At 30.0% G+C, this 20,077-nt stretch carries 17 protein-coding genes and 1 riboswitch; of the genes, 16 read left to right on the top strand and 1 reads right to left on the bottom strand.

Features of this window, described 5'->3' with window-relative positions; genetic code table 11:
- Positions 1 to 225: 225 nt before the first annotated feature.
- The 14 genes from VJ881_07440 (at position 226) to VJ881_07375 (ending at position 15,441) form a co-directional block, all read left to right on the top strand.
- Positions 226 to 978 carry an RsmE family RNA methyltransferase gene (locus VJ881_07440; GenBank protein HKL75883.1) on the top strand — a complete coding sequence of 251 codons (753 nt, stop codon included), beginning with the start codon at positions 226 to 228 and terminating at the stop codon, positions 976 to 978.
- A 3-nt stretch (positions 979 to 981) separates the two neighbouring features.
- On the top strand, positions 982 to 2,298 hold the full coding sequence (gene mtaB / locus VJ881_07435; protein ID HKL75882.1) for a tRNA (N(6)-L-threonylcarbamoyladenosine(37)-C(2))-methylthiotransferase MtaB: 1,317 nt from the start codon (positions 982 to 984) through the stop codon (positions 2,296 to 2,298).
- Between the two features lie 17 nt (positions 2,299 to 2,315).
- Complete coding sequence (locus tag VJ881_07430) at positions 2,316 to 2,660, top strand: histidine triad nucleotide-binding protein (GenBank protein ID HKL75881.1); 345 nt, start codon at positions 2,316 to 2,318, stop codon at positions 2,658 to 2,660.
- 65 nt (positions 2,661 to 2,725) lie between these two features.
- Positions 2,726 to 2,816, top strand: a riboswitch (glycine riboswitch).
- 111 nt (positions 2,817 to 2,927) lie between these two features.
- Positions 2,928 to 4,010 (top strand): glycine cleavage system aminomethyltransferase GcvT, encoded by a 1,083-nt coding sequence (gcvT, locus tag VJ881_07425; GenBank protein HKL75880.1) that lies wholly within the window; start codon positions 2,928 to 2,930, stop codon positions 4,008 to 4,010.
- A gap of 107 nt (positions 4,011 to 4,117) precedes the next feature.
- Entirely contained in the window at positions 4,118 to 4,501 is a 384-nt protein-coding gene (gcvH, locus tag VJ881_07420) for a glycine cleavage system protein GcvH (protein ID HKL75879.1), read from the top strand.
- Between the two features lie 29 nt (positions 4,502 to 4,530).
- Positions 4,531 to 5,889, top strand: a complete 1,359-nt coding sequence (gene gcvPA, locus VJ881_07415) for an aminomethyl-transferring glycine dehydrogenase subunit GcvPA (protein HKL75878.1) — start codon at positions 4,531 to 4,533, stop codon at positions 5,887 to 5,889.
- Entirely contained in the window at positions 5,870 to 7,309 is a 1,440-nt protein-coding gene (gene gcvPB / locus VJ881_07410; GenBank protein HKL75877.1) for an aminomethyl-transferring glycine dehydrogenase subunit GcvPB, read from the top strand. The genes gcvPA and gcvPB overlap by 20 nt, the downstream gene beginning before the upstream one ends.
- A gap of 294 nt (positions 7,310 to 7,603) precedes the next feature.
- Positions 7,604 to 8,839, top strand: coding sequence for an NfeD family protein (locus tag VJ881_07405; GenBank protein HKL75876.1), 1,236 nt, complete (start codon positions 7,604 to 7,606; stop codon positions 8,837 to 8,839).
- A 3-nt stretch (positions 8,840 to 8,842) separates the two neighbouring features.
- Positions 8,843 to 9,862, top strand: a complete 1,020-nt coding sequence (floA, locus tag VJ881_07400) for a flotillin-like protein FloA (protein ID HKL75875.1) — start codon at positions 8,843 to 8,845, stop codon at positions 9,860 to 9,862.
- An 11-nt stretch (positions 9,863 to 9,873) separates the two neighbouring features.
- Positions 9,874 to 10,380, top strand: coding sequence for a hypothetical protein (locus VJ881_07395; protein ID HKL75874.1), 507 nt, complete (start codon positions 9,874 to 9,876; stop codon positions 10,378 to 10,380).
- Between the two features lie 173 nt (positions 10,381 to 10,553).
- Positions 10,554 to 12,905: a phosphoenolpyruvate synthase gene (gene ppsA, locus VJ881_07390; protein HKL75873.1), complete on the top strand. Its 2,352-nt coding sequence runs from the start codon at positions 10,554 to 10,556 to the stop codon at positions 12,903 to 12,905.
- A gap of 26 nt (positions 12,906 to 12,931) precedes the next feature.
- Positions 12,932 to 13,543 carry a helix-turn-helix transcriptional regulator gene (locus VJ881_07385; protein HKL75872.1) on the top strand — a complete coding sequence of 204 codons (612 nt, stop codon included), beginning with the start codon at positions 12,932 to 12,934 and terminating at the stop codon, positions 13,541 to 13,543.
- 34 nt (positions 13,544 to 13,577) lie between these two features.
- On the top strand, positions 13,578 to 14,567 hold the full coding sequence (glpX, locus tag VJ881_07380; protein ID HKL75871.1) for a class II fructose-bisphosphatase: 990 nt from the start codon (positions 13,578 to 13,580) through the stop codon (positions 14,565 to 14,567).
- Between the two features lie 67 nt (positions 14,568 to 14,634).
- Positions 14,635 to 15,441, top strand: a complete 807-nt coding sequence (locus tag VJ881_07375) for an alpha/beta hydrolase (GenBank protein HKL75870.1) — start codon at positions 14,635 to 14,637, stop codon at positions 15,439 to 15,441.
- A 33-nt stretch (positions 15,442 to 15,474) separates the two neighbouring features.
- Here VJ881_07375 and VJ881_07370 read toward each other — a convergent pair whose 3' ends face one another.
- On the bottom strand, positions 15,475 to 17,577 hold the full coding sequence (locus VJ881_07370; protein ID HKL75869.1) for a sigma 54-interacting transcriptional regulator: 2,103 nt from the start codon (positions 17,575 to 17,577) through the stop codon (positions 15,475 to 15,477).
- A gap of 443 nt (positions 17,578 to 18,020) precedes the next feature.
- Between VJ881_07370 and VJ881_07365 the strand changes: the two genes are divergently transcribed.
- Both VJ881_07365 and atoD read left to right on the top strand, forming a co-directional pair.
- The gene (locus VJ881_07365; protein HKL75868.1) at positions 18,021 to 19,355 is read left to right on the top strand and encodes a short-chain fatty acid transporter; all 1,335 of its coding nucleotides are present in this window, start codon (positions 18,021 to 18,023) and stop codon (positions 19,353 to 19,355) included.
- Between the two features lie 22 nt (positions 19,356 to 19,377).
- On the top strand, positions 19,378 to 20,028 hold the full coding sequence (gene atoD / locus VJ881_07360; protein HKL75867.1) for an acetate CoA-transferase subunit alpha: 651 nt from the start codon (positions 19,378 to 19,380) through the stop codon (positions 20,026 to 20,028).
- The last annotated feature ends 49 nt before the right edge of the window (positions 20,029 to 20,077 follow it).

The raw sequence follows: 20,077 nt of genomic DNA, 5'->3' as shown, positions 1-20,077 counted from the left end.
TTTGCTGAATTAAGTGGTGATGAAATAAACCCGGAAAAAAAAGGTTTTTTTAGAAAAGTAAGAGATGCATTTGGTTAAAAACTAATAATTAATTTAAATCCCCACTTCGGTGGGGTATATTTTTTTATAAATAATTCTTTTTATTGATTGACAAAGTTTTACTATTAATTATAAAATATAATAAAGATTAAATTGGTAGAGTATGATTAAGAAAGGATGATGTTTTTGCATAGATTTTTTATAAATCAAAGTGATGTTAAAAATAATAAAGTTTCAATTACTGGTAAAGATTATAAACATATTTCAAAAGCCTTAAGACTTGAATCTGGTGATAAAATTGTTGCATGTACAGGTGATGGTTATGATTTAATTGTTGAACTTGATGAATTTACATCTGAGAAAGTGATAGGGAATATTATAAACCAAGAAAAAAGCAAAGGTGAACCTGATCATACTATTACTGTTGCCCAGGCTATTCCTAAAAAAAGAAATATGGAACTGGTAGTACAAAAAACTACTGAAATTGGTGTAAAAAAAATCATTCCTTTAAAAACAAAAAGAACAGTTGTAAAATTAAAAGGAAAAAAAGAAAAAAAGCGAATTGGCCGCTGGCAAAGAATAGCAGAAGAAGCAGCAAAACAGTCACAACGTGGTATTATTCCAAAAATTGAAAAGATTTTTTCAATAAAAGAATTAAAAAACCTAAAAAATAATTATGATCTGGTTATTGTTCTCTGGGCTTCAGAAAAACGAAAAATACTTTCTGAGATATTATCAGATATTAATAGTAGAAAAGATAAAAATATTCTTTTAATAATAGGCCCGGAAGGCGGATTCTCTAAAAAAGAGATTGAAATTATGGAAAATGAATTAAGGGCTCAGTCTGTAACTTTAGGTTCTAGGATTTTAAGAACTGAAACTGCTCCGATTGTAGGATTATCAATAATATTATATGAATTGGGAGATTTAGGAGGATAGATAGTGAAAAAAGTAGCTTTTTATACTTTGGGATGTAAGGTGAACCAATATGAAACTGAGGGTATGATAGATTTATTTAAAAATGCAGGTTATAAAATTGTTAATTTTCAAGAAAAAGCTGATTACTATATAATAAATAGTTGTACAGTTACCAATCAGGCTGCAAGTAAATCTCGAAAAAGAGTTAGAAGAGCTAAAAGAAGAAACCCTGCTTCCAAAGTTGTAATGGTAGGATGTTATCCTCAGGCTTTTACTGAAGAAGTAGAGGAAATAGAAGAAGTTGATTATATAATTGGTAGTGAAGGTAAAAAAAATATTGTTGAGTTACTGGAAGAAAAAGGCGAAAAAAATGATAATGAACTATATTTAAACAATATAAAGGATTTTAAATATATTAGAAATTTTGAAGATATGCATTTAAATGAAGTAAATGAGATGACAAGAGCCAATGTAAAAATAGAAGATGGTTGTGATCAATTTTGTAGTTATTGTATAATTCCCTATGCCAGAGGACCAATTAAAAGCAGAGAATTAGGTTCAATTTTACAGGAAATTAAAGAGTTAGTAAAAAATGGAGTTAAAGAAATAGTTTTAACTGGAACTCATTTAGGAAAATATGGTTTGGATAATAATAAAAACAATAAATTAAGTGAATTAGTAGAAAAAATTATAGATATTGATGGAAATTTTAGAATAAGATTGAGTTCTTTAGAAGTGACAGAAATTGATAAAAAATTAATACAGCTAATAAAAGAGAATGATAAACTTTGTAGTCATTTGCATATTCCTCTACAAAATGGTAGTAATGCGATTTTAAGAGCTATGAACAGACCATATAAAATAGATGAATTTGCTAATGTTATTAATGATATAAGAAAAGAAATACCAGAAATTGCTATTTCCACTGATGTTATTGTTGGATTTCCTGGTGAATCTGATAAAGATTTTGAAAGAACATATAAGTTTATTAAAGATATGAATTTTAGCAGACTTCATATTTTCCCATTTTCACCTCGCCGAGGTACTCCTGCAGCAGAAATGGAACCTAAGATTCCAGACCAAATTAAAAAAAGAAGAAGCAATAAATTAATAAAATTAAATAAAACATTAATGAAAAAATATCAAAATAAATTTTTAAATAAGAAAAGAAATGTTGTCATTGAAGAAAAAAGAGATACAAAAACAGATATGCTAACTGGAGTCACAGATAATTATTTACATGTTTTAATTGATGATAAAGATAAATTGAAAAATAGTTTAAAAGAAGTAAAATTATTAGAAAGCTATAATTATAATAAAGTGGTAGCAAAAATTATATAGTTGAAAGGGGGGATAAAATGAGTGATTGTCTTTTTTGTAAAATCTCTTCTGGTAAAACTGACACAGAATTGATTTATGAAGATGAAAAAGTTGTTGCTTTTGAAGATATAAATCCCAAAGCTCCTGTTCATATGTTAATAGTTCCTAAAAAGCATATTTCAACTCTAAATAATTTAAAAATGACAGATAAGGAATTAATTGGACATATTTATCAGGTCGCTGCTGCTCTTGCTGAAAAAAATGGTATTGCCCAGGATGGATATAGGATTGTAAGTAATTGTAATGAAGATGGTGGACAAACCGTTTTTCATGTTCATTTTCATTTATTAGGTGGTAGACAATTACAATGGCCTCCTGGTTAATATTTATTTCTTTACAAAATTATATTTATATTGTATAATGTAAATATAAAATAACATAGTGACGGGTGAAGCTCAGGTGAGAGGCCAATAAATGGCCGCCGAAGGAGCAAGGCATAAATTGCTGAAACTCTCAGGCAGACGCAATCTGGGTGGACGTGACTCTGAACTAGAGAGGACAGAGGAAGCAAAAAGTTAATACTTTTGCTTCCTTTTTGTTATTTTATTAAGTATTTTAGGTTAAAATATTTCTTAAATTCAAATTAGGAGGTGGCTAATATTAAGAAAACTCCATTAAATAATAAACATAAAAATTTAGGAGCTAAAATGATTGATTTTGGTGGATGGGAAATGCCGGTCCATTATAGTAGTATAATTAAAGAGCATAAAGCAGTTCGTCAATCAGCTGGATTATTTGATGTATCACATATGGGTGAGGTAAAGGTTAGTGGAAAAGATGCTCTCGCCAATCTTCAAAAAATATTATCAAATAATATTGAAAAATTAAATATTGGACAGGCTACTTACACCGTAATGTGTAATTCAGATGGTGGTATAAAAGATGATTTTTTAGTTTATAGAATTGCTGAAAAAGAATACTTATTAATAGTAAATGCTTCGAATATTGAAAAAGATTATAATTGGATTAAAGAAAATTTAAAGGGAGAAGTTTCTGCAGAAAACTTGTCTGAAGATTACGGATTATTAGCTTTGCAGGGTCCTAAATCTGAAGAAATTTTAGAGAAAATCACAGATATAGATTTATCTAATATTAAGTATTTTAGATTTGCTGATGATAAAGTTGGCGGAATAAAAACTTTAATTTCGAGAACAGGTTATACTGGTGAAAAAGGTTATGAATTATATTGTGATTCTGAAGATGTTGAAGACCTCTGGAATGCAATTATGGATGTTGGTGATGATTTTAAATTAAAACCAGCTGGCTTAGGAGCTCGTAATACTCTCCGCCTTGAAAAAAAATTATGTCTTTATGGAAATGATATTGATGAAAATACCAATCCTCTTGAAGCTGGTCTAGGATTTGCAATTGATCTGGATAAAGATGATTTTATTGGTAAAGAAAAAATATTGGAAGTTAAAAACAAAGGGATTGACAAGAAATTAATTGGATTTAAATTGGTTGGACGTGGAATTCCTCGTCATGGTTATGATATAACAAAAGATGAGAAAAAAATTGGTCGAGTTACAAGTGGAAGTTTTTCTCCGAGTTTAGATGAAAATATTGGATTAGGTTATGTAAATGTTGAAGAGGCAGAGATAGGTAACGAAATTGATATTATGATTAGAAATAGAAAAGTAAAAGCAAAAATAGTAAAAACACCTTTTATTTAACAATGAATGTTTCAAATGATGAAAAATGAAAATTGAAGAAAATTAAAAATGATATTTATTTAAAATTATGACAAGTAAAAAAATTAAAAAATATGGGAGGAATAAAAATGAAAATACCAAAAGATTTATATTATGCTGAAAATCATGAATGGGTTAGTGTTGACGGAGATACTGCTGTAGTTGGAATTAGTGATTTTGCTCAAAGTGAATTAGGAGATGTTGTTTTTGTTGAATTACCTGACAATGGTGATGAATTTGACAAAGATGAGCAGTTTATTGTGATTGAGTCAGTTAAGACTGTTTCCGATGTATACATGCCTTTAACTGGAAGAATTGTTGAAGTAAATGAAGATTTATTAGATAATCCTGAATTAATTAATGAAGATCCTTATGGAGATGGTTGGTTAGTAGAAATAGAATTTGATGATGAAGAAGAGTTAAATGATCTAATGGATAACGAAGAATATGAAGATTATGTAGAAAATGAATAGAAATTAAATTAGTCAGGGAGGGAAAATAAATGGATTATATTTCCAATACTCCTCAAGAAAGAAAACAAATGTTAAATAAAATTGGAGTAGAGAATATTGAAGAACTCTTTTCAGCAGTACCGGAAGAAGTAAGATTTAATAGAGAATTTAATTTGCCTTCCGGAATATCTGAATTAGAATTATTAGATTTAGTAAAAGAAAAAGCTGATAAAAATATTAATTTGGAAGAAAAAACATCATTTTTAGGAGCAGGTGCTTATGATCATTATATACCAAGTATAGTTGATCATATAGTTTCAAGATCAGAGTTTTACACTGCTTATACACCTTATCAGGCAGAATTAAGCCAGGGAACTCTTGAAGCTATTTATGAGTATCAGAGTATGATTGCTGAATTAACAGGTATGGACATTGCTAATGCTTCAATGTTAGATGGAGGTTCTGCTTTAGCTGAAGCAGTTCTTATGTCAGCTAGAATTACTCGTAAAAATAAAGTACTTGTTTCTAAGGGAGTACATCCTTCTTATCGTAAAGTTACAAAAACATATACAGAACCTAAATCTGTTAATCTTAAAAATGTTGAATTGAATAATTCTGAAACTGATCTAGAAACAATAAAAGAAAATTTAGATGATGAAACAGCAGCTGTGGTTATTCAATATCCTAATTTTTATGGTACTATCGAAGATTTAAAAGAAATAGGAAAATTATTAGAAGATAAAAAAGCATTATTTATAGTTGCGGCTAATCCTATAACTTTAGGTATGCTTGAAGCTCCAGGTGAATTTGGAGTAGATATTGTTGTAGGCGAAGGCCAAAGCTTAGGAAATACTATTAATTATGGTGGTCCTTATCTTGGATATATGGCAATCCGTGATAATAGAAAACATTTAAGACAATTACCAGGAAGATTGGCAGGTGCTACTGAAGATAAAGAGGGAAATAAAGGCTTTGTTTTGACATTGCAAACCAGAGAACAACACATACGTAGAGAAAAGGCACCTTCTAATATATGTAGTAATGAATCTTTAAATGCTTTAGTTTCTGCTATTTATATGTCTACTATGGGTAAAAAAGGTATCAAAGAAGTTGGATATCAATCTACTCAAAAAGCACATTATTTTGCAGAAAAAATTGATAATATTGATGGTTTTGAAGTTGTTAATAAAAATAACTTTTTCCATGAATTTTGGGTAAAATCAGATTTAAATATAGCTAAAATAAAAGAAGAATTATATAAAGAAGATATTTTAGCAGGAGTGAATTTAGAAAGATTTGATGAAGAAGAAGGATTACTTATTTGTGTTACTGAAAAAAGAAAAAAAGAAGAAATGAATGAATTTGTGAATAAACTGGAGGTGCTAACAGATGAAAGAACCTCTCATTAAAGATTATAATAGTGAAGGAAGAACAGGATATACACTTCCAGAACTTGATATTCCGGAAAAAGAAGTTGATGACATAATAAATGATGATTATTTACGTAATGAAGCACCGGATTTGCCAGAAGTTAGTGAAGTTGATGTAGTAAGACATTATACTAGTTTGTCTGAAATGAACTATGGTGTAGATTCAGGTATTTATCCGTTAGGATCCTGTACAATGAAATATAATCCGAAAATAAATGAAGATATTGCAAGATTAAGTAAATTAACCCAACTCCATCCCTATCAATCTGAACAAGATGTTCAGGGGTCTTTAGATATATTATTTAATTTAAAAGATTATTTGGCAGAAATAAGTGGAATGGATAATGTGACATTACAACCTGCGTCTGGTGCTCATGGTGAATTAACTGGTTTATTAATTATTAGAAAATATTTTGAAGATAAAAATGAAGATAGAAAGAAAGTTATAGTTCCTGATTCTGCTCATGGTACAAACCCGGCCAGTGCTGTTATGGCTGGTTTTGATGTGGTAGAAATTGAATCAAATGAAGAAGGTATGGTTGATGTTAATATTTTAAAAGAAGAAGTTGATGATAATACTGCAGCTTTAATGTTGACAAACCCAAATACTTTGGGAATTTTTGAAAAAGATATTTCCCAAATAGCTGACATAGTTCATGAAGCCGGAGGATTGCTTTATTATGATGGAGCTAATATGAATGCTGTTTTAGGTTATGCTCGTCCAGGAGATATGGATTTTGATGTAATGCATTTTAATCTTCATAAAACATTTTCTACCCCCCATGGTGGTGGAGGACCTGGATCCGGTCCAGTAGGTGTAAAAGAATTTTTAGAACCATTTTTACCTACTCCAGTATTAAAAGAAAATGAGGGAGAATTTTATTGGGATAGAGATAGGCCTAAATCAATTGGGAAAATTCATGCTTTCCATGGTAATTATGGTGTTATGATAAGAGCATTTTCTTATATAAGATCTCTTGGAAAAGAAGGGTTAAAAAAGACTACAGAAAATGCTGTATTAAATGCAAATTACATGAAAATTAAACTTAGAGATGATTTTGAACTTCCTTATGATGAAAGTAGTTTACATGAATTCGTATTATCTGGAAGTAAACAAAAAGAAAAAGGAGCAAGCACTGAAAATATTGCAAAACGATTATTAGATTATGGTCAATATGCTCCTACTATTTATTTCCCACTTGTTGTTAAAGAAGCATTAATGATTGAACCAACTGAAACTGAAAATTTAGATACTTTAAATAGATTTATAAATACAATGGGTAAAATTGCAGAAGAGGTAGAAAATAATCCTGAAATAGTAAAAAATGCCCCACATAATACTGTAGTACGCAAATTAGATGAAGCTCAGGCGGCTCGTCATCCTGACCTCAAATGGTAATTTAAAACAATATATATTATTTTATGACAGCCTTAACTGGCTGTCTTTTTTTATTAAAAAGGATTTTTTCTTTAATTAACGAATAATATATATAGAAATATATTTAAAATATTAATTATATTCAAAAGTTAATATAAATTAAGAAAATATAATTAACTGCTAAGGGAGGTGTCAAAAATAAAGATAAAAAGCAAAAATATCAAAAATTATTTTTTAAGTTTCTTTTTATTTACTCTTTTTATTTTAATATTTGTATTAATTTTTTCAAATATCACTAACGCTCAAGAAAATTTTTTGAAAGATAGAAATATCAATCTAATATATCATATTCCAATTAAAGCAGATATTGATCCTGCTATGGCTTCTTTTGTAGAGAATGGGATTCAAGAAGCTGAGGCAAGTAATGCAGATCTAATAATATTTGAGATTAGTAGTTTTGGTGGCTTAGTAGATAGTGCTATAAGGATAAAAGATGCTATTATAAAAAGTACTATTCCGACAATGACTTATGTATCAGAAAGAGCCTGGTCAGCAGGTGCTTTGATAGCTTTATCAGGTAATGAATTGGTAATGAAAGAGGGAAGTAGTATTGGAGCAGCAGAGACGAGACCAAAAGAAGAAAAATATATTTCAGCTTTAAGAAAAGAATTTAGTGCTACTGCTGAATTAAGAAATAAAAATCCTAAAGTTGCTGAAGCAATGGTTGATCAGGATATTGAAATTGAGGGGTTAATAGAAAAAGATAAGTTATTAACTCTGACATCAAGAGAAGCTATGGATAATAATATAGCCAATGCAACAGTTGTAGATTATAATGACTTAATTAATAAATATGAATTTACAGATATAGAAATAGTTAAATTAGAAAGATCAATGCGAGAAATTTTTGCTGATATTGTTACAACACCTATTTTTTCAGTTATTTTACTTTCCATTGGGTTTGTAGCTCTTATTTCTGAAGCGATTATTCCTGGCTGGGGGATTGGAGGAACTATTGGTCTCTTAAGTTTAGCTACTTTTTTTAGTGGTTATTTGATTAATGGCTATGCTCATTGGGGTTTAATAGTACTTTTTATAGTCGGTATAATTTTAATGGCTCTTGAGTTATTTGTTGTACCAGGATTTGGGATTACAGGAATTGGAGGATTAATAGCAATTTTTGCCAGTTTATATTTTTTCTTTCCTGATCCAAGTACAGCTTTAGGTGTGATGGCTGCAGTTTTGGTTATTTCAATGGTTCTGTTATTTATTTTGATTAAATTATTTGGGGTGAGTAAGCTCTGGAAAAACATTTCTTTAGGTGAAAGTCAAAGTAATGAAGGGGGGTATACTTCTCATTCTGATCAAAAGAAATTAATTGGTGAAGTTGGAAAAGCTCTTACTCATTTAAGACCAGCAGGGACTGCTGAAATTAATGGGAAGAGAGTAGATGTAATTACAGAAGGAGATTATATTGATAAGGATCAAATGGTAAAAGTTATAAGAGTTAAAGGTAGTAGAGTTATTGTTAAAAAAATTGAGGAGGAATAAATAATGGCTATATCATCAATTATAATTATTGCTTTAATTGCACTTTTAGTTATTTTGTTTTTTTATTTTGTACCACTAGGATTATGGATATCTGCAATTGCTGCAGGAGTAAAAATTAGCTTTTTTGATTTGATAGGTATGAGATTAAGAAGAGTTGTACCATCAGTAATTGTCAGTCCGATGATTAAATCACATAAAGCTGGTCTAAAATTGACAACGAATAAACTTGAAGCCCATTATCTTGCTGGAGGTAATGTTGATAGAGTAGTTGATGCTTTAATTGCTGCTCAAAGAGCAGAAATAGATCTTACTTTTGAAAGAGCAGCAGCTATTGATCTTGCTGGTAGAGATGTATTAGAAGCAGTAAAAATGAGTGTAAATCCAAAAGTTATTCAAACACCTATTGTAACTGCAGTAGCAATGGACGGTATTCAGGTTATGGCAACTGCTCGAGTTACAGTTCGAGCTAATATAGAAAGATTGGTCGGTGGAGCAGGAGAAGATACTGTATTGGCACGTGTTGGAGAAGGTATTGTTACTACTGTTGGTTCTTCTGAAACTCATAAAAAAGTTTTAGAAAATCCAGATTCTATTTCCAAAACAGTACTTGAAAAAGGATTAGATTCAGGGACTGCATTTGAAATTTTATCTATCGATATTGCAGATGTTGATGTTGGTAAAAATATTGGTGCCCAATTACAAACTGATCAGGCAGAAGCAGATAAAGAAATAGCTCAGGCTAAAGCTGAAGAAAGAAGAGCTATGGCTGTTGCAGAAGAACAGGAAATGAAAGCAAGAGTACAGGAAATGCAGGCTAAAGTTGTTGAAGCTGAATCTGAAGTGCCTAAAGCTATGGCAGAAGCTCTTCGTTCAGGAAATATGGGAGTAATGGATTACATGAATTTAAAAAATATAGAAGCTGATACAGATATGAGAGATATGATTTCAAAGATAAATAAAGAAGATACTACTCAGGATGACAATAAGAAAAAGAAAAAAAATAAAGATAATCAGGAAGATTAAAGGGGGATAAAATGAATAATATTTCTCCATTAATACCTATTATAATTATTTTTATTGTAGGTGTAAATTTAATTGAATCACTGATAAAAAATTTAATTGGTCGAGATAAAGATAAAAATGAAATAAAAGATAAGGATAAAAAAGAAACTAAGAAAAAAAGAAAAAAAATATTTAATTCTAATTGGAGTCTAAAAAATAAAGAAAATGAAGTTGAAAATATTACAACTTCAGAAGAAAATAATAATATTGAAAAAGAATTTTTTCATAATAAAAAAGGTAGAATGGCAGATTATATGGATGATAAAGATAAGTCAATTTATGAAAGTGAAGATAAAACTAAAGTTAAGAGAAGAAAAAAACCAACTAAAGATTTCCCAGATGAAATTAAAATTGGAGAAAATAGTTTATTTGATAAAGAAAATTTAAAAGGAGATATTTTAAAAGGTATAGTTATGAAAGAAATTTTAGATAAACCTAGAGCTAAAAGACCATATAAATCTCCTTATAGAGAAAATTAAATAAGTGTTTTTAATAATAAAACTGGTCATTTTTGACCAGTTTTATTTATTTTGACTTTTTTTATTAAAAAAGAAGGAATATAGTGTAACATATTGAATTAATTATATAGTATAGTGTACATTATTTATTACATAATAATGATATAAAATTTTAAAAGGAGATGATTGGTTAAATGGAGTACATTAAATGGTTTGAAGAACTTGATGGTAATGATGTAGATTTAGCTGGTGGAAAAGGAGCTAATTTAGGTGAATTAACTCAAAAAGGTATAAAAGTGCCTCCAGGATTTTGTGTTACAGCCGACACGTATAAATATTTTATTGAAGAAAAGGATTTAGACAATGAGATTAAAGAACTAATTGCAAAAGTTGATAGACATGATTCAAATCGCTTAAGTAATATTGCTAGTGAAATAAGAGATTTAATTAAATATTCAGAGATGCCCGAAGAAATTAAAGAAGAAATTCGAAAAGCATATAAAACATTAAATGAAAAGGTGGGAGAAAAAACTGAAGTAGCAGTTAGAAGTTCAGCAACTGCTGAAGATTTACCTGAAGCTTCTTTTGCCGGCCAACAGGACACATATCTTTATATTTTTGGAGAAGAAGAATTAATAAACTATATAAAGGAATGTTGGGCTTCTCTCTGGACTGCTAGAGCTATTTATTATCGGGAAGAAAAAGATTTTGACCATTTTAAGGTTGCTTTAAGTGCAGTTGTTCAAAAGATGGTTAATAGTGAAAAATCAGGTGTTGTATTTACAGCTAATCCTATAAATAATCGAAGAGATGAAGTAATGGTTAATTCCAGCTGGGGTTTGGGTGAAGCAGTTGTATCTGGAGTTGTGACTCCTGATGAATTTGTAGTTGATAAGAGAAATTTAGATATAAAAGAAAGTAATATTGCTAGAAAATTAAAAATGATTGTAAAAAAATCTGGAGAAAAAATTGGAACAGAAATGGTTAATGTAGTTGATTATCTAGATAAAGATAAAATAGATACTACATCTTTAAGTGACGATGAAATATATGAGTTAGTAAGAATGGCAATTAAAATTGAAGAACTTTACAATAGTCCTCAGGATATTGAATGGAGTTTTGATATTGATACTAAAGAATTGTATATATTACAATCTCGTCCGATAACTACTCTCAAAGAAGAAAGTGAAACTGAAGAAGATGAATCTGAAAGTGAAGAAAATGAAGAATTAAAGACTTTAGCTCGAGGACTCAGCGCTTCACCAGGGATTGCTAGAGGAAATATTATTTTAATTGAAGATATGGATGAATTAGCAAAAGTAAAAGAAGGAAATATTTTAGTAACTGCTATGACCAATCCAGACATGGTTCCAGCAATGAGAAAAGCAAAAGCAGTTGTTACTGATGAAGGTGGGAGAACCTGTCATGCAGCTATAGTTTCTCGTGAACTTGGTATTCCGTGTATAGTTGGTGCTGGTGATGCTACAGAATTATTAGAAGATGGTAAATTGGTGACTGTTGATGCTACAAGAGGCGTAGTTTATGAAGGAAAAGTTATGGAAGAAGATGATACAGAAGAGAGTAAAGAATCTGCTGGAGCAATAAGTCAGGAAGTAATTAATTATTTAGCACCAACTACTGGTACAAAAATATATATGAATTTAGGTGAACCACAATTTATTAATAGATATAAAAATTTACCTTTTGATGGTATAGGTTTAATGAGAACAGAATTTATTTTTAATAATGTGATAGGTACTCATCCTATGCATTTATTAGAAAAGGGTGAAGGTGACCTTTTCATTAAAAAACTTGCTGAAGGTATAACAAAAGTGGCTCAAGAAATATATCCAAAAAGATTGGTAGTTAGAATGAGTGATTTTAGAACAAATGAATTCAGAGGTTTAGAAGGTGGCGATGAAGTCGAACCTGTAGAAAATAATCCAATGATTGGTTGGAGAGGAGCAGCTAGATATATTTCTCCTGAATATGAAGAAGGATTCAGGTTAGAATGTAAGGCGATGCGTAAAGTAAGGCAGGAATATAATTTAACTAATGTTACTGCTATGTTACCCTTTGTGAGAACAGTAAATGATGTGGAACAGGTGTTGGAGATTATGGAATCTGAAGGATTAAAACGATCTAAAGATTTTGATATTTATCTTATGGCAGAAGTACCTTCAAATATTTTTATGGCCGAGGAATTCAGTAAATTAGTTGATGGTTTTAGTATCGGAAGTAATGATTTGACGCAATTGATTATGGGGGCAGATCGTGATTCTGGTATATTAAGTAGGATGGGTTATTTTGATGAAAGGAACCCTGCAATTAAAAAGGCTATTGAACATTTAATTGAAGTTGCTCATGAAAATGATACTACTGTTTCAATTTGTGGTCAGGGACCTTCAATATATCCAGAATTTGCAGAATTTCTTGTTAAAAAAGGAATTGATAGTATAAGTGTTAATCCAGATACTGTCAGTTATACTAGAAAAATGGTTGCTTCTGTTGAAAAAAAGATTTTATTAAATAATGCTCGTAAGTAAAAATATTAAGAAGGTGAAAACTTTTTATGGAATTATCAGAGAGACAACTAAAAATAATAGATATTGTTAAAGAAAATGAACCTATCTCAAGTAAAGATATTGCAGATAAATTAAATTTAAGTCGTGCCACCCTCCGCACTGATTTGGCAGTTTTGACTATGGTTGAAATTTTGAATGCAAAGCCAAAAGTTGGATATTATTATAATGATGAAAGCCATATAGTTAGAGATATTGAAAAACTTTTCAATTTATCTATAAAAAATATTATGTCTATGCCTGTTAATGTAGGAGAAGAGGTTAGTGTTTATGATGCGATTGTAAAAATGTTTTTAGAAGATGTTGGTACAATCTTTGTCATTGATGATGAAAAAAAATTAAGTGGAGTTATATCCCGAAAAGATCTTTTAAAAATGAGTATTGGTCAGACTGACCTTAAAAATACTCCAGTTAGTTTAGCTATGACCAGACGTCCTAAATTAATTACTATTAAATCTGATAATACATTTTTTGAAGCAGCCAGAAAAATAAATGATAATAAAATTGACTCTTTACCAGTAGTTGATGATGAATTTAAATCTATTGGTAGAATTAGTAAGACAAATATTACAAAAACTATTGTTGAATTTGAATGGGATTAATTTTTTGAAGTAAATAAAATGAGGGAGGATTAAAATGCAAAGAGAATTAGCGATAGAAATAGTAAGAGTTACTGAGGCAGCTGCACTTTCAGCAGCGCCCTGGATGGGAAAAGGTAGAAAAAAATCTGCTGATAAAGCAGCGGTTGATGCAATGAGAGCAACATTTGAAACAGTCAATATTAATGGGAAAGTTGTTATTGGGGAAGGAAAAAAAGATGAAGCCCCAAGATTATATATTGGAGAAGAGATTGGTAGTAATCAAACAGGACCTAAATTAGATATAGCGGTAGATCCAGTTGAAGGTACTTCTCTTGTTGCCAAGGGATTACCTAATGCATTAGCATTATTAGCTGTAGCTGAAGAAGGAACTTTATTTCAGGCTCCAGATACTTATATGGAAAAAATTGCAGTTGGACCAAAAGCTGAAGGAAAAATTGATCTTGATGCAAGTGTAGCTGATAATCTTTATAATGTTGCTGATGCTTTAAATAAAGATGTTAGAGATTTGACAGTTATTGTACTTGATCGTCCTCGACATGATGAGTTAATTAGCGATATTAGAGAAGTTGGTGCAAGAATAAAACTTATTAGTGATGGTGATGTAGCTGGTGGTATAGCAACTGGTATGGATAACACTGGTGTTGATATTTTAATGGGAATTGGTGGAGCAACTGAAGGTGTTTTAACAGCTGCTGCCCTAAAATGTCTTGGAGGAGAAATACAGGCAAGATTAAAATTGCGTAATGAAGAAGACTATCAAGAAGCAAAAGAATACGGAATTGAAAATCCAGAAAGATTGCTTTTCACCGATGATTTAGCAAGTGGAAATGATACGATGTTTGCAGTAACTGGAATTACAGATGGTGAATTATTAAAAGGAGTTATGTATTCTGGAACTCAAGCTGCAACTCAGTCAATAGTGATGAGAAGTAAAACTGGAACTGTACGCTATATTCAGGCAGAACATAAAATAGTTCAAAAACCTGATTATTTTCCAAAGGATATTTTTAGAGAGAAAAAATAATAAAATTATAATAATGTTACAATTATGTAACTAAAATTTATTAAACTAGAATCAGGGGTAGATATAAATGCCTAAAGCAAATATAAATAATATAGAAATCAATTATGAACTTGATGGTAAAGGTGATGAAACTATTGTAATTTTGAATGGTATAATGATGAGCACTGCCAGTTGGGTTGATTTTGTTCCCGTATATACTAAAAATAATTATAAATTTTTACGAGTGGATTTTAGGGATCAAGGTTTATCCAGTAAATATCCTGAAGATTATGATGTAAGTATTCATGTGGAAGATTTAAAAGGACTCTTAGAATATTTAGAGATAGAAAGTGCTCATATTGTAGGTATTTCGTATGGAGCAATGGTTGCAACTTTATTTGAATTAAAATATTCTGATATGGTAAAAACCTTAATATTAAGTAATACAGTTGGTAAAGTACCTGAATATTTAAAAGCAGCCAGTGAAGTTTGGGAGGAAGCATCCAAATTAAATGATGGCAGGAAATTTTTCAAATTCAGTATGCCATTTATCTATTCAGATCATTTTTATAATCATCAGAAAGAATGGCTTGATGAAAGAGAGGATCAATTATCTGAAGCTTTATCTAAGGAATGGTTTGAGGCTTTAATAAGGCTTTCAAAAAGTTCTAAGGACTTTGATGTTTGGGATCAACTATCAAAAATAAAATCTCCTACTTTGTTAATTGGTGGAAGTAGAGATATTTTAACACCAGTTGAAAAAATGAAAAAAATGCAAAAAGAAATAGATAATGCAAAAATGCTAATAATAAATGATGCCGGGCATGCTTCTTGTTATGAAAAAACTGATGAGTTTAATACAGCAGTATTAGGGTTTGTTGCTGTAAATAGTTAATAAATAAGGATGGGTTCTACCCATCCTTAAAAATTATTTGAGATTGTATTTATTTATTTTCCTAACTACAGTTGGTTGACTGACCCCGATTAAAGAAGAAATTTCACGTGTTGTTTCTGCCATTTCCATTGCATTTTTTATAATTTCTTTTTCGAGATTATTTACTGCTGTTTTTAAATCAAAAGTATTATTTATTTTTATTGAATTTGGACCACAATCAATATTAAGGTCATTTTTAAGGTCAGAAGGTAAATGTTTAATAGATATAATATCTTCTTCTACCATGACTACCAAACGTTCTATTATATTTTTTAATTGTCTAACATTACCTGGCCAGTCATAATTTTCAAGTAAATCAATTAAATCTAAAGATAATTTTTTGTTAGTCTTAAATCTTTTATTAAATTTATTTAAAAAGAAGCGGCAGAGCGGACCAATATCTGATTTTCTTTTTCTTAAAGGTGGTATGTTTATTGGAATAACATTTAATCTATAATAAAGATCTTTTCTAAATTTATCTGCTTCGATTAGGTTTTCTAAATTTTGGTTTGTAGCAGCTATTATTCTGGTATTAATCTTTATATGTTCAGTTCCTCCAACTCTGATAATTTCTCTTTCCTGTAAAGCTCTTAATAATTTAACCTGTAATTTTAAAGGAAGTTCACCAATTTCATCTAAGAAAAGAGTTCCATTTTCGGCAAGTTCAAACATACCAGGTTTACCCTGCTTTTTTGCACCGGTAAAAGCTCCTTTTTCATAACCAAACAACTCTGATTCAAGTAGATTTTCAGGTATAGCTCCACAATTTACTTTTATTAAAGACCCAGTTTTTTCTTCTGCCTGACTGGATTTGTGAATAGTTTTTGCTATAATTTCTTTTCCAACTCCAGATTCTCCTTTGATGAGTACAGTAGAGTTAAATTGTCCTGATCTTATAGCTGATTCAATTATTTCTTGCATTTTCTTGCTGTGTATCACAAAATCATCAAGTTCTAACTGTTGTGATCTTAATTGTTCTATTTCATTATAGTATTTTGTATTTAGTTTTTTACTTTTTTGTAGTTCTTTTTTCATTTTACTGAGAGCTTCCATATCTCTGACAGTAGTGACAACCCGAATTATTTCATCATTGTCATTAAAAACCGGAGTCCCTGTAACCATGACTTCTTTTCCAGTTTTTATTTCATGACTAATTGTTACCGGTTTTTTTTCTTCAAGTACATGCAGAGTAACGGATTCAGAATAATATCCTTCTTCAACTAATTCTTTCATATGCTTACCCATTACTTCTTCAGCTTTAATACCGGTTATTTTTTCATAAGTACTATTAATGCGAGTGGTGTAACCATCACCATCAGTAATGTATAAACCATCAGAAATTCCTTCAATTATAGTATCTAATTCTCTATTTAAATTTTTTGTGTAAGCAAGTTCATCAGAAATAGATTCTAGGTCTGATATATCCTGGAAAATACCTATTGCCCCAATAATTTCTCCATTATTAATCATAGGAGTTCTATTGCTTATAACATCGGTGTCATTTATTTTGAATTTTTTAGCAATTTGTGCTTCGCCAGTTTCTAAAACTTTTAATAATCCATCATCCACTAAAATATTTCTAGCATCCTGACCAATAGCCTCATTAATTTTTGTCTGTAAAATATTGGATGCAGCTTCATTAATGATTTTTATTTTACCTTCTTTGTTTAAAACAATAATTCCATTTCTACTGGATTTTAAAATAATATCGAGTTCATTTTTCAATTCCTGACTTAGCTTATGAAAAGCACTCGCTATTTTATTTGGAGGAACAATACCTTTTATTGATTTATTTTTATTAATAACGACTAAAGGATATTTTGGAATTTTATCCAGAGATTTTATTTTTTGATTTTGTTCAACTTTTGCATTTTCATTAATTATGTATTTTGAAATATCAGTAATAGTATTCTTTTTTGAGTTAAAATGAATTTTCAACAAGTCATTTTTTGTAATTAATCCTAAAAATTTATTTGAATTATCTTTTACAGGAATATATTCGTAATTATAATTCAAACTATTATTTAAATTTTCTTCTATAGATTTATTTAAATCATAAATTGGAAAATTTTCAATCATAAATTCTTTAAATTTCATAATCAATCCTCCTAAGGTGGTATGAAGAGTAAAAGATTAAAGATATTATATGTTAAATTTTTAACTTTATCAAGTTTTAAACCAGAAATTGATACAAAAATAAATCATTGATACAAAAATGTATCAATTGAATAAATAAAAATATTTTTAGTTGACAAATATTAATGATAAGATATAAAATGTAAGTATAAAAATATATATAAGATATATATTGAATTATTCTATTAGTTATTAACATACGCTATTTATTTTTTAGAATAGATATTTACTGCTAATATCATTGATACATTATTGAATCAAAAAAAGACAAAAAAGTAATAAATAAGTCGAAATAAGTCTAATAAAGAAATAAAAGTTCGATTTTTTACCTTAATTTTTGGCATAATAAATGCATAATTATATTAAGTGGAAGTGATAAAAAATAAATCTAAGGAGTGGATGAGATGTTTAAAAAAGTATCTAATTTTTTCGTTTCACTAGTTCAAAAATATTTACCGGATCCTTTTATTTTTGCTGTTATTTTGACTTTTATTGTTTATGTAATGGGGATCTTTATAGCTGGTAATTCACCAGTTGAAATGGTTGCCCATTGGGGAGAGGGATTCTGGAATCTTCTTGCATTTGCTATGCAGATGTCTCTTGTTCTTGTTACCGGGCATGCTTTAGCTAATAGTAATCTTTTTAAGAAAATCTTAAAAAGTATTGCTCAGGTACCTAGTAGTCCTGGACAGGCAATTCTTATGACAACTTTTATTGCTGCAATAGCCTGTTGGATTAATTGGGGTTTTGGTTTGGTTATAGGAGCCTTACTTGCTAAAGAAATGGCTCGTCAGGTAGATGGAATTGATTATCCTTTACTTATTGCCAGTGCATATTCTGGATTTATTGTCTGGCATGCAGGTTTAGCAGGGTCTATTCCTCTAACCGTAGCAACTGAAGGTAATTTTTCTCAAGAAATGATTGGTGGATTAATTCCAATTTCTGAGACTATTTTTAGTCCTTTTAATTTGATTTTAAGTGCAGTTGTTATTTTATCAATACCTTTTATTAACAAATTTATGCTTCCAGATAAAGAAGATAGAATTGTTGTCGATAAAGAAATTTTAGATGATGGTAATGAAAAAGAGGAATCAGGAAAAGTTGTAGATAATAAAGAAATGTTTTTTGCTGATAAAGTTGAAAATTCTCCGTTTCTTTCAGTTTTATTGGGTATATTAGGCTTGTCTTATATTGGTTATTACTTTTCTCAAGGTGGCGGATTAAACTTAAATATTGTTATTTTCATTTTCCTTGTTTTGGGTATTATACTTCACAAAACTCCAAGACGTTACCTTACTGCTTTTAATGAAGCTGTAAAGAGTGCCGGTGGAATTATTCTTCAATTCCCATTGTATGCTGGTATTATGGGAATGATGGTCAGTTCTGGTCTGGCAACGATCATTTCTGAATGGTTTGTTTCAATTTCTACTGCAAATACATTTCCGTTTTTCTCTTTCTTAAGTGCTGGTTTAGTAAACTTCTTTGTTCCTTCTGGAGGAGGACAGTGGTCAGTTCAGGCACCTGTTATGATTCCTGCTGGTACAGAATTAGGAGTTGATGCTGCTAAAACAGCTATGGCTGTGGCCTGGGGAGATGCATGGACTAATATGATTCAACCGTTCTGGGCATTACCTGCTTTAGGAATTGCCGGTCTTGGAGCTAGAGATATAATGGGATATTGTATTGTGATTTTACTTTGGGTTGGAGCCCTTGCTTCTGTAGGGTTTATAGTTTTTTAAATCATAAAAAGGAGGTCAAAATATGTCTAAAGTAGTCAAATTTGATGAAATAAGAGATGAGCTAAAAGATGGACTAAGTATTATGTTTGGTGGATTTTTAGAATGTGGAACACCTGATAACTTAATTGACATTTTACATGATATTGACATTAAAGATATAACACTTATTGCAAATGACACTGGATTTCCTGAAAAGAAATTAGGAAGTTTAATAGTTGAAAAAAGAGTGAAAAAAGTTATTGCATCTCATGTAGGAACTAATCCTCAAACTGGAAAACAAATGAATAATGAAGAAATAGAAGTTGATTTAGTTCCTCAGGGAACACTTGCCGAGAGAATTAGAAGTAAAGGTGCTGGCTTAGGTGGGTTTTTAACACCTACTGGTGTTGGAACAGTTGTTGAAGATGATAAGGAAAAAATAACTGTTGATGGTAAAGATTATCTATTGGAAAAACCATTAGGTGCTGATGTAGCTTTTGTTAAAGCCTGGAAAGCAGATGAATCAGGCAATTTAGTTTATCGATATTCAGCACGCAATTTCAATCCATTAATTGCAATGGCTGCTGATCTTGTAATAGTAGAAGCAGAAGAAATTGTTCCTGCTGGAGAAATTGAACCTAATGAAGTTATGACTCCAGGAGTTTTTGTTGATCATGTTGTAGATTTTTCTTAATTAATAGTTTAAAAATTTTAGTAAACTAGTATTATAAAACGAAAGGAGT

Source organism: Halanaerobiales bacterium (assembly GCA_035270125.1).
GTDB lineage: Bacteria > Bacillota > Halanaerobiia > Halanaerobiales > DATFIM01 > DATFIM01.
Note: the sequence above shows the minus strand (reverse complement) of the source record. Positions and strands in the feature narration are given on the sequence as shown.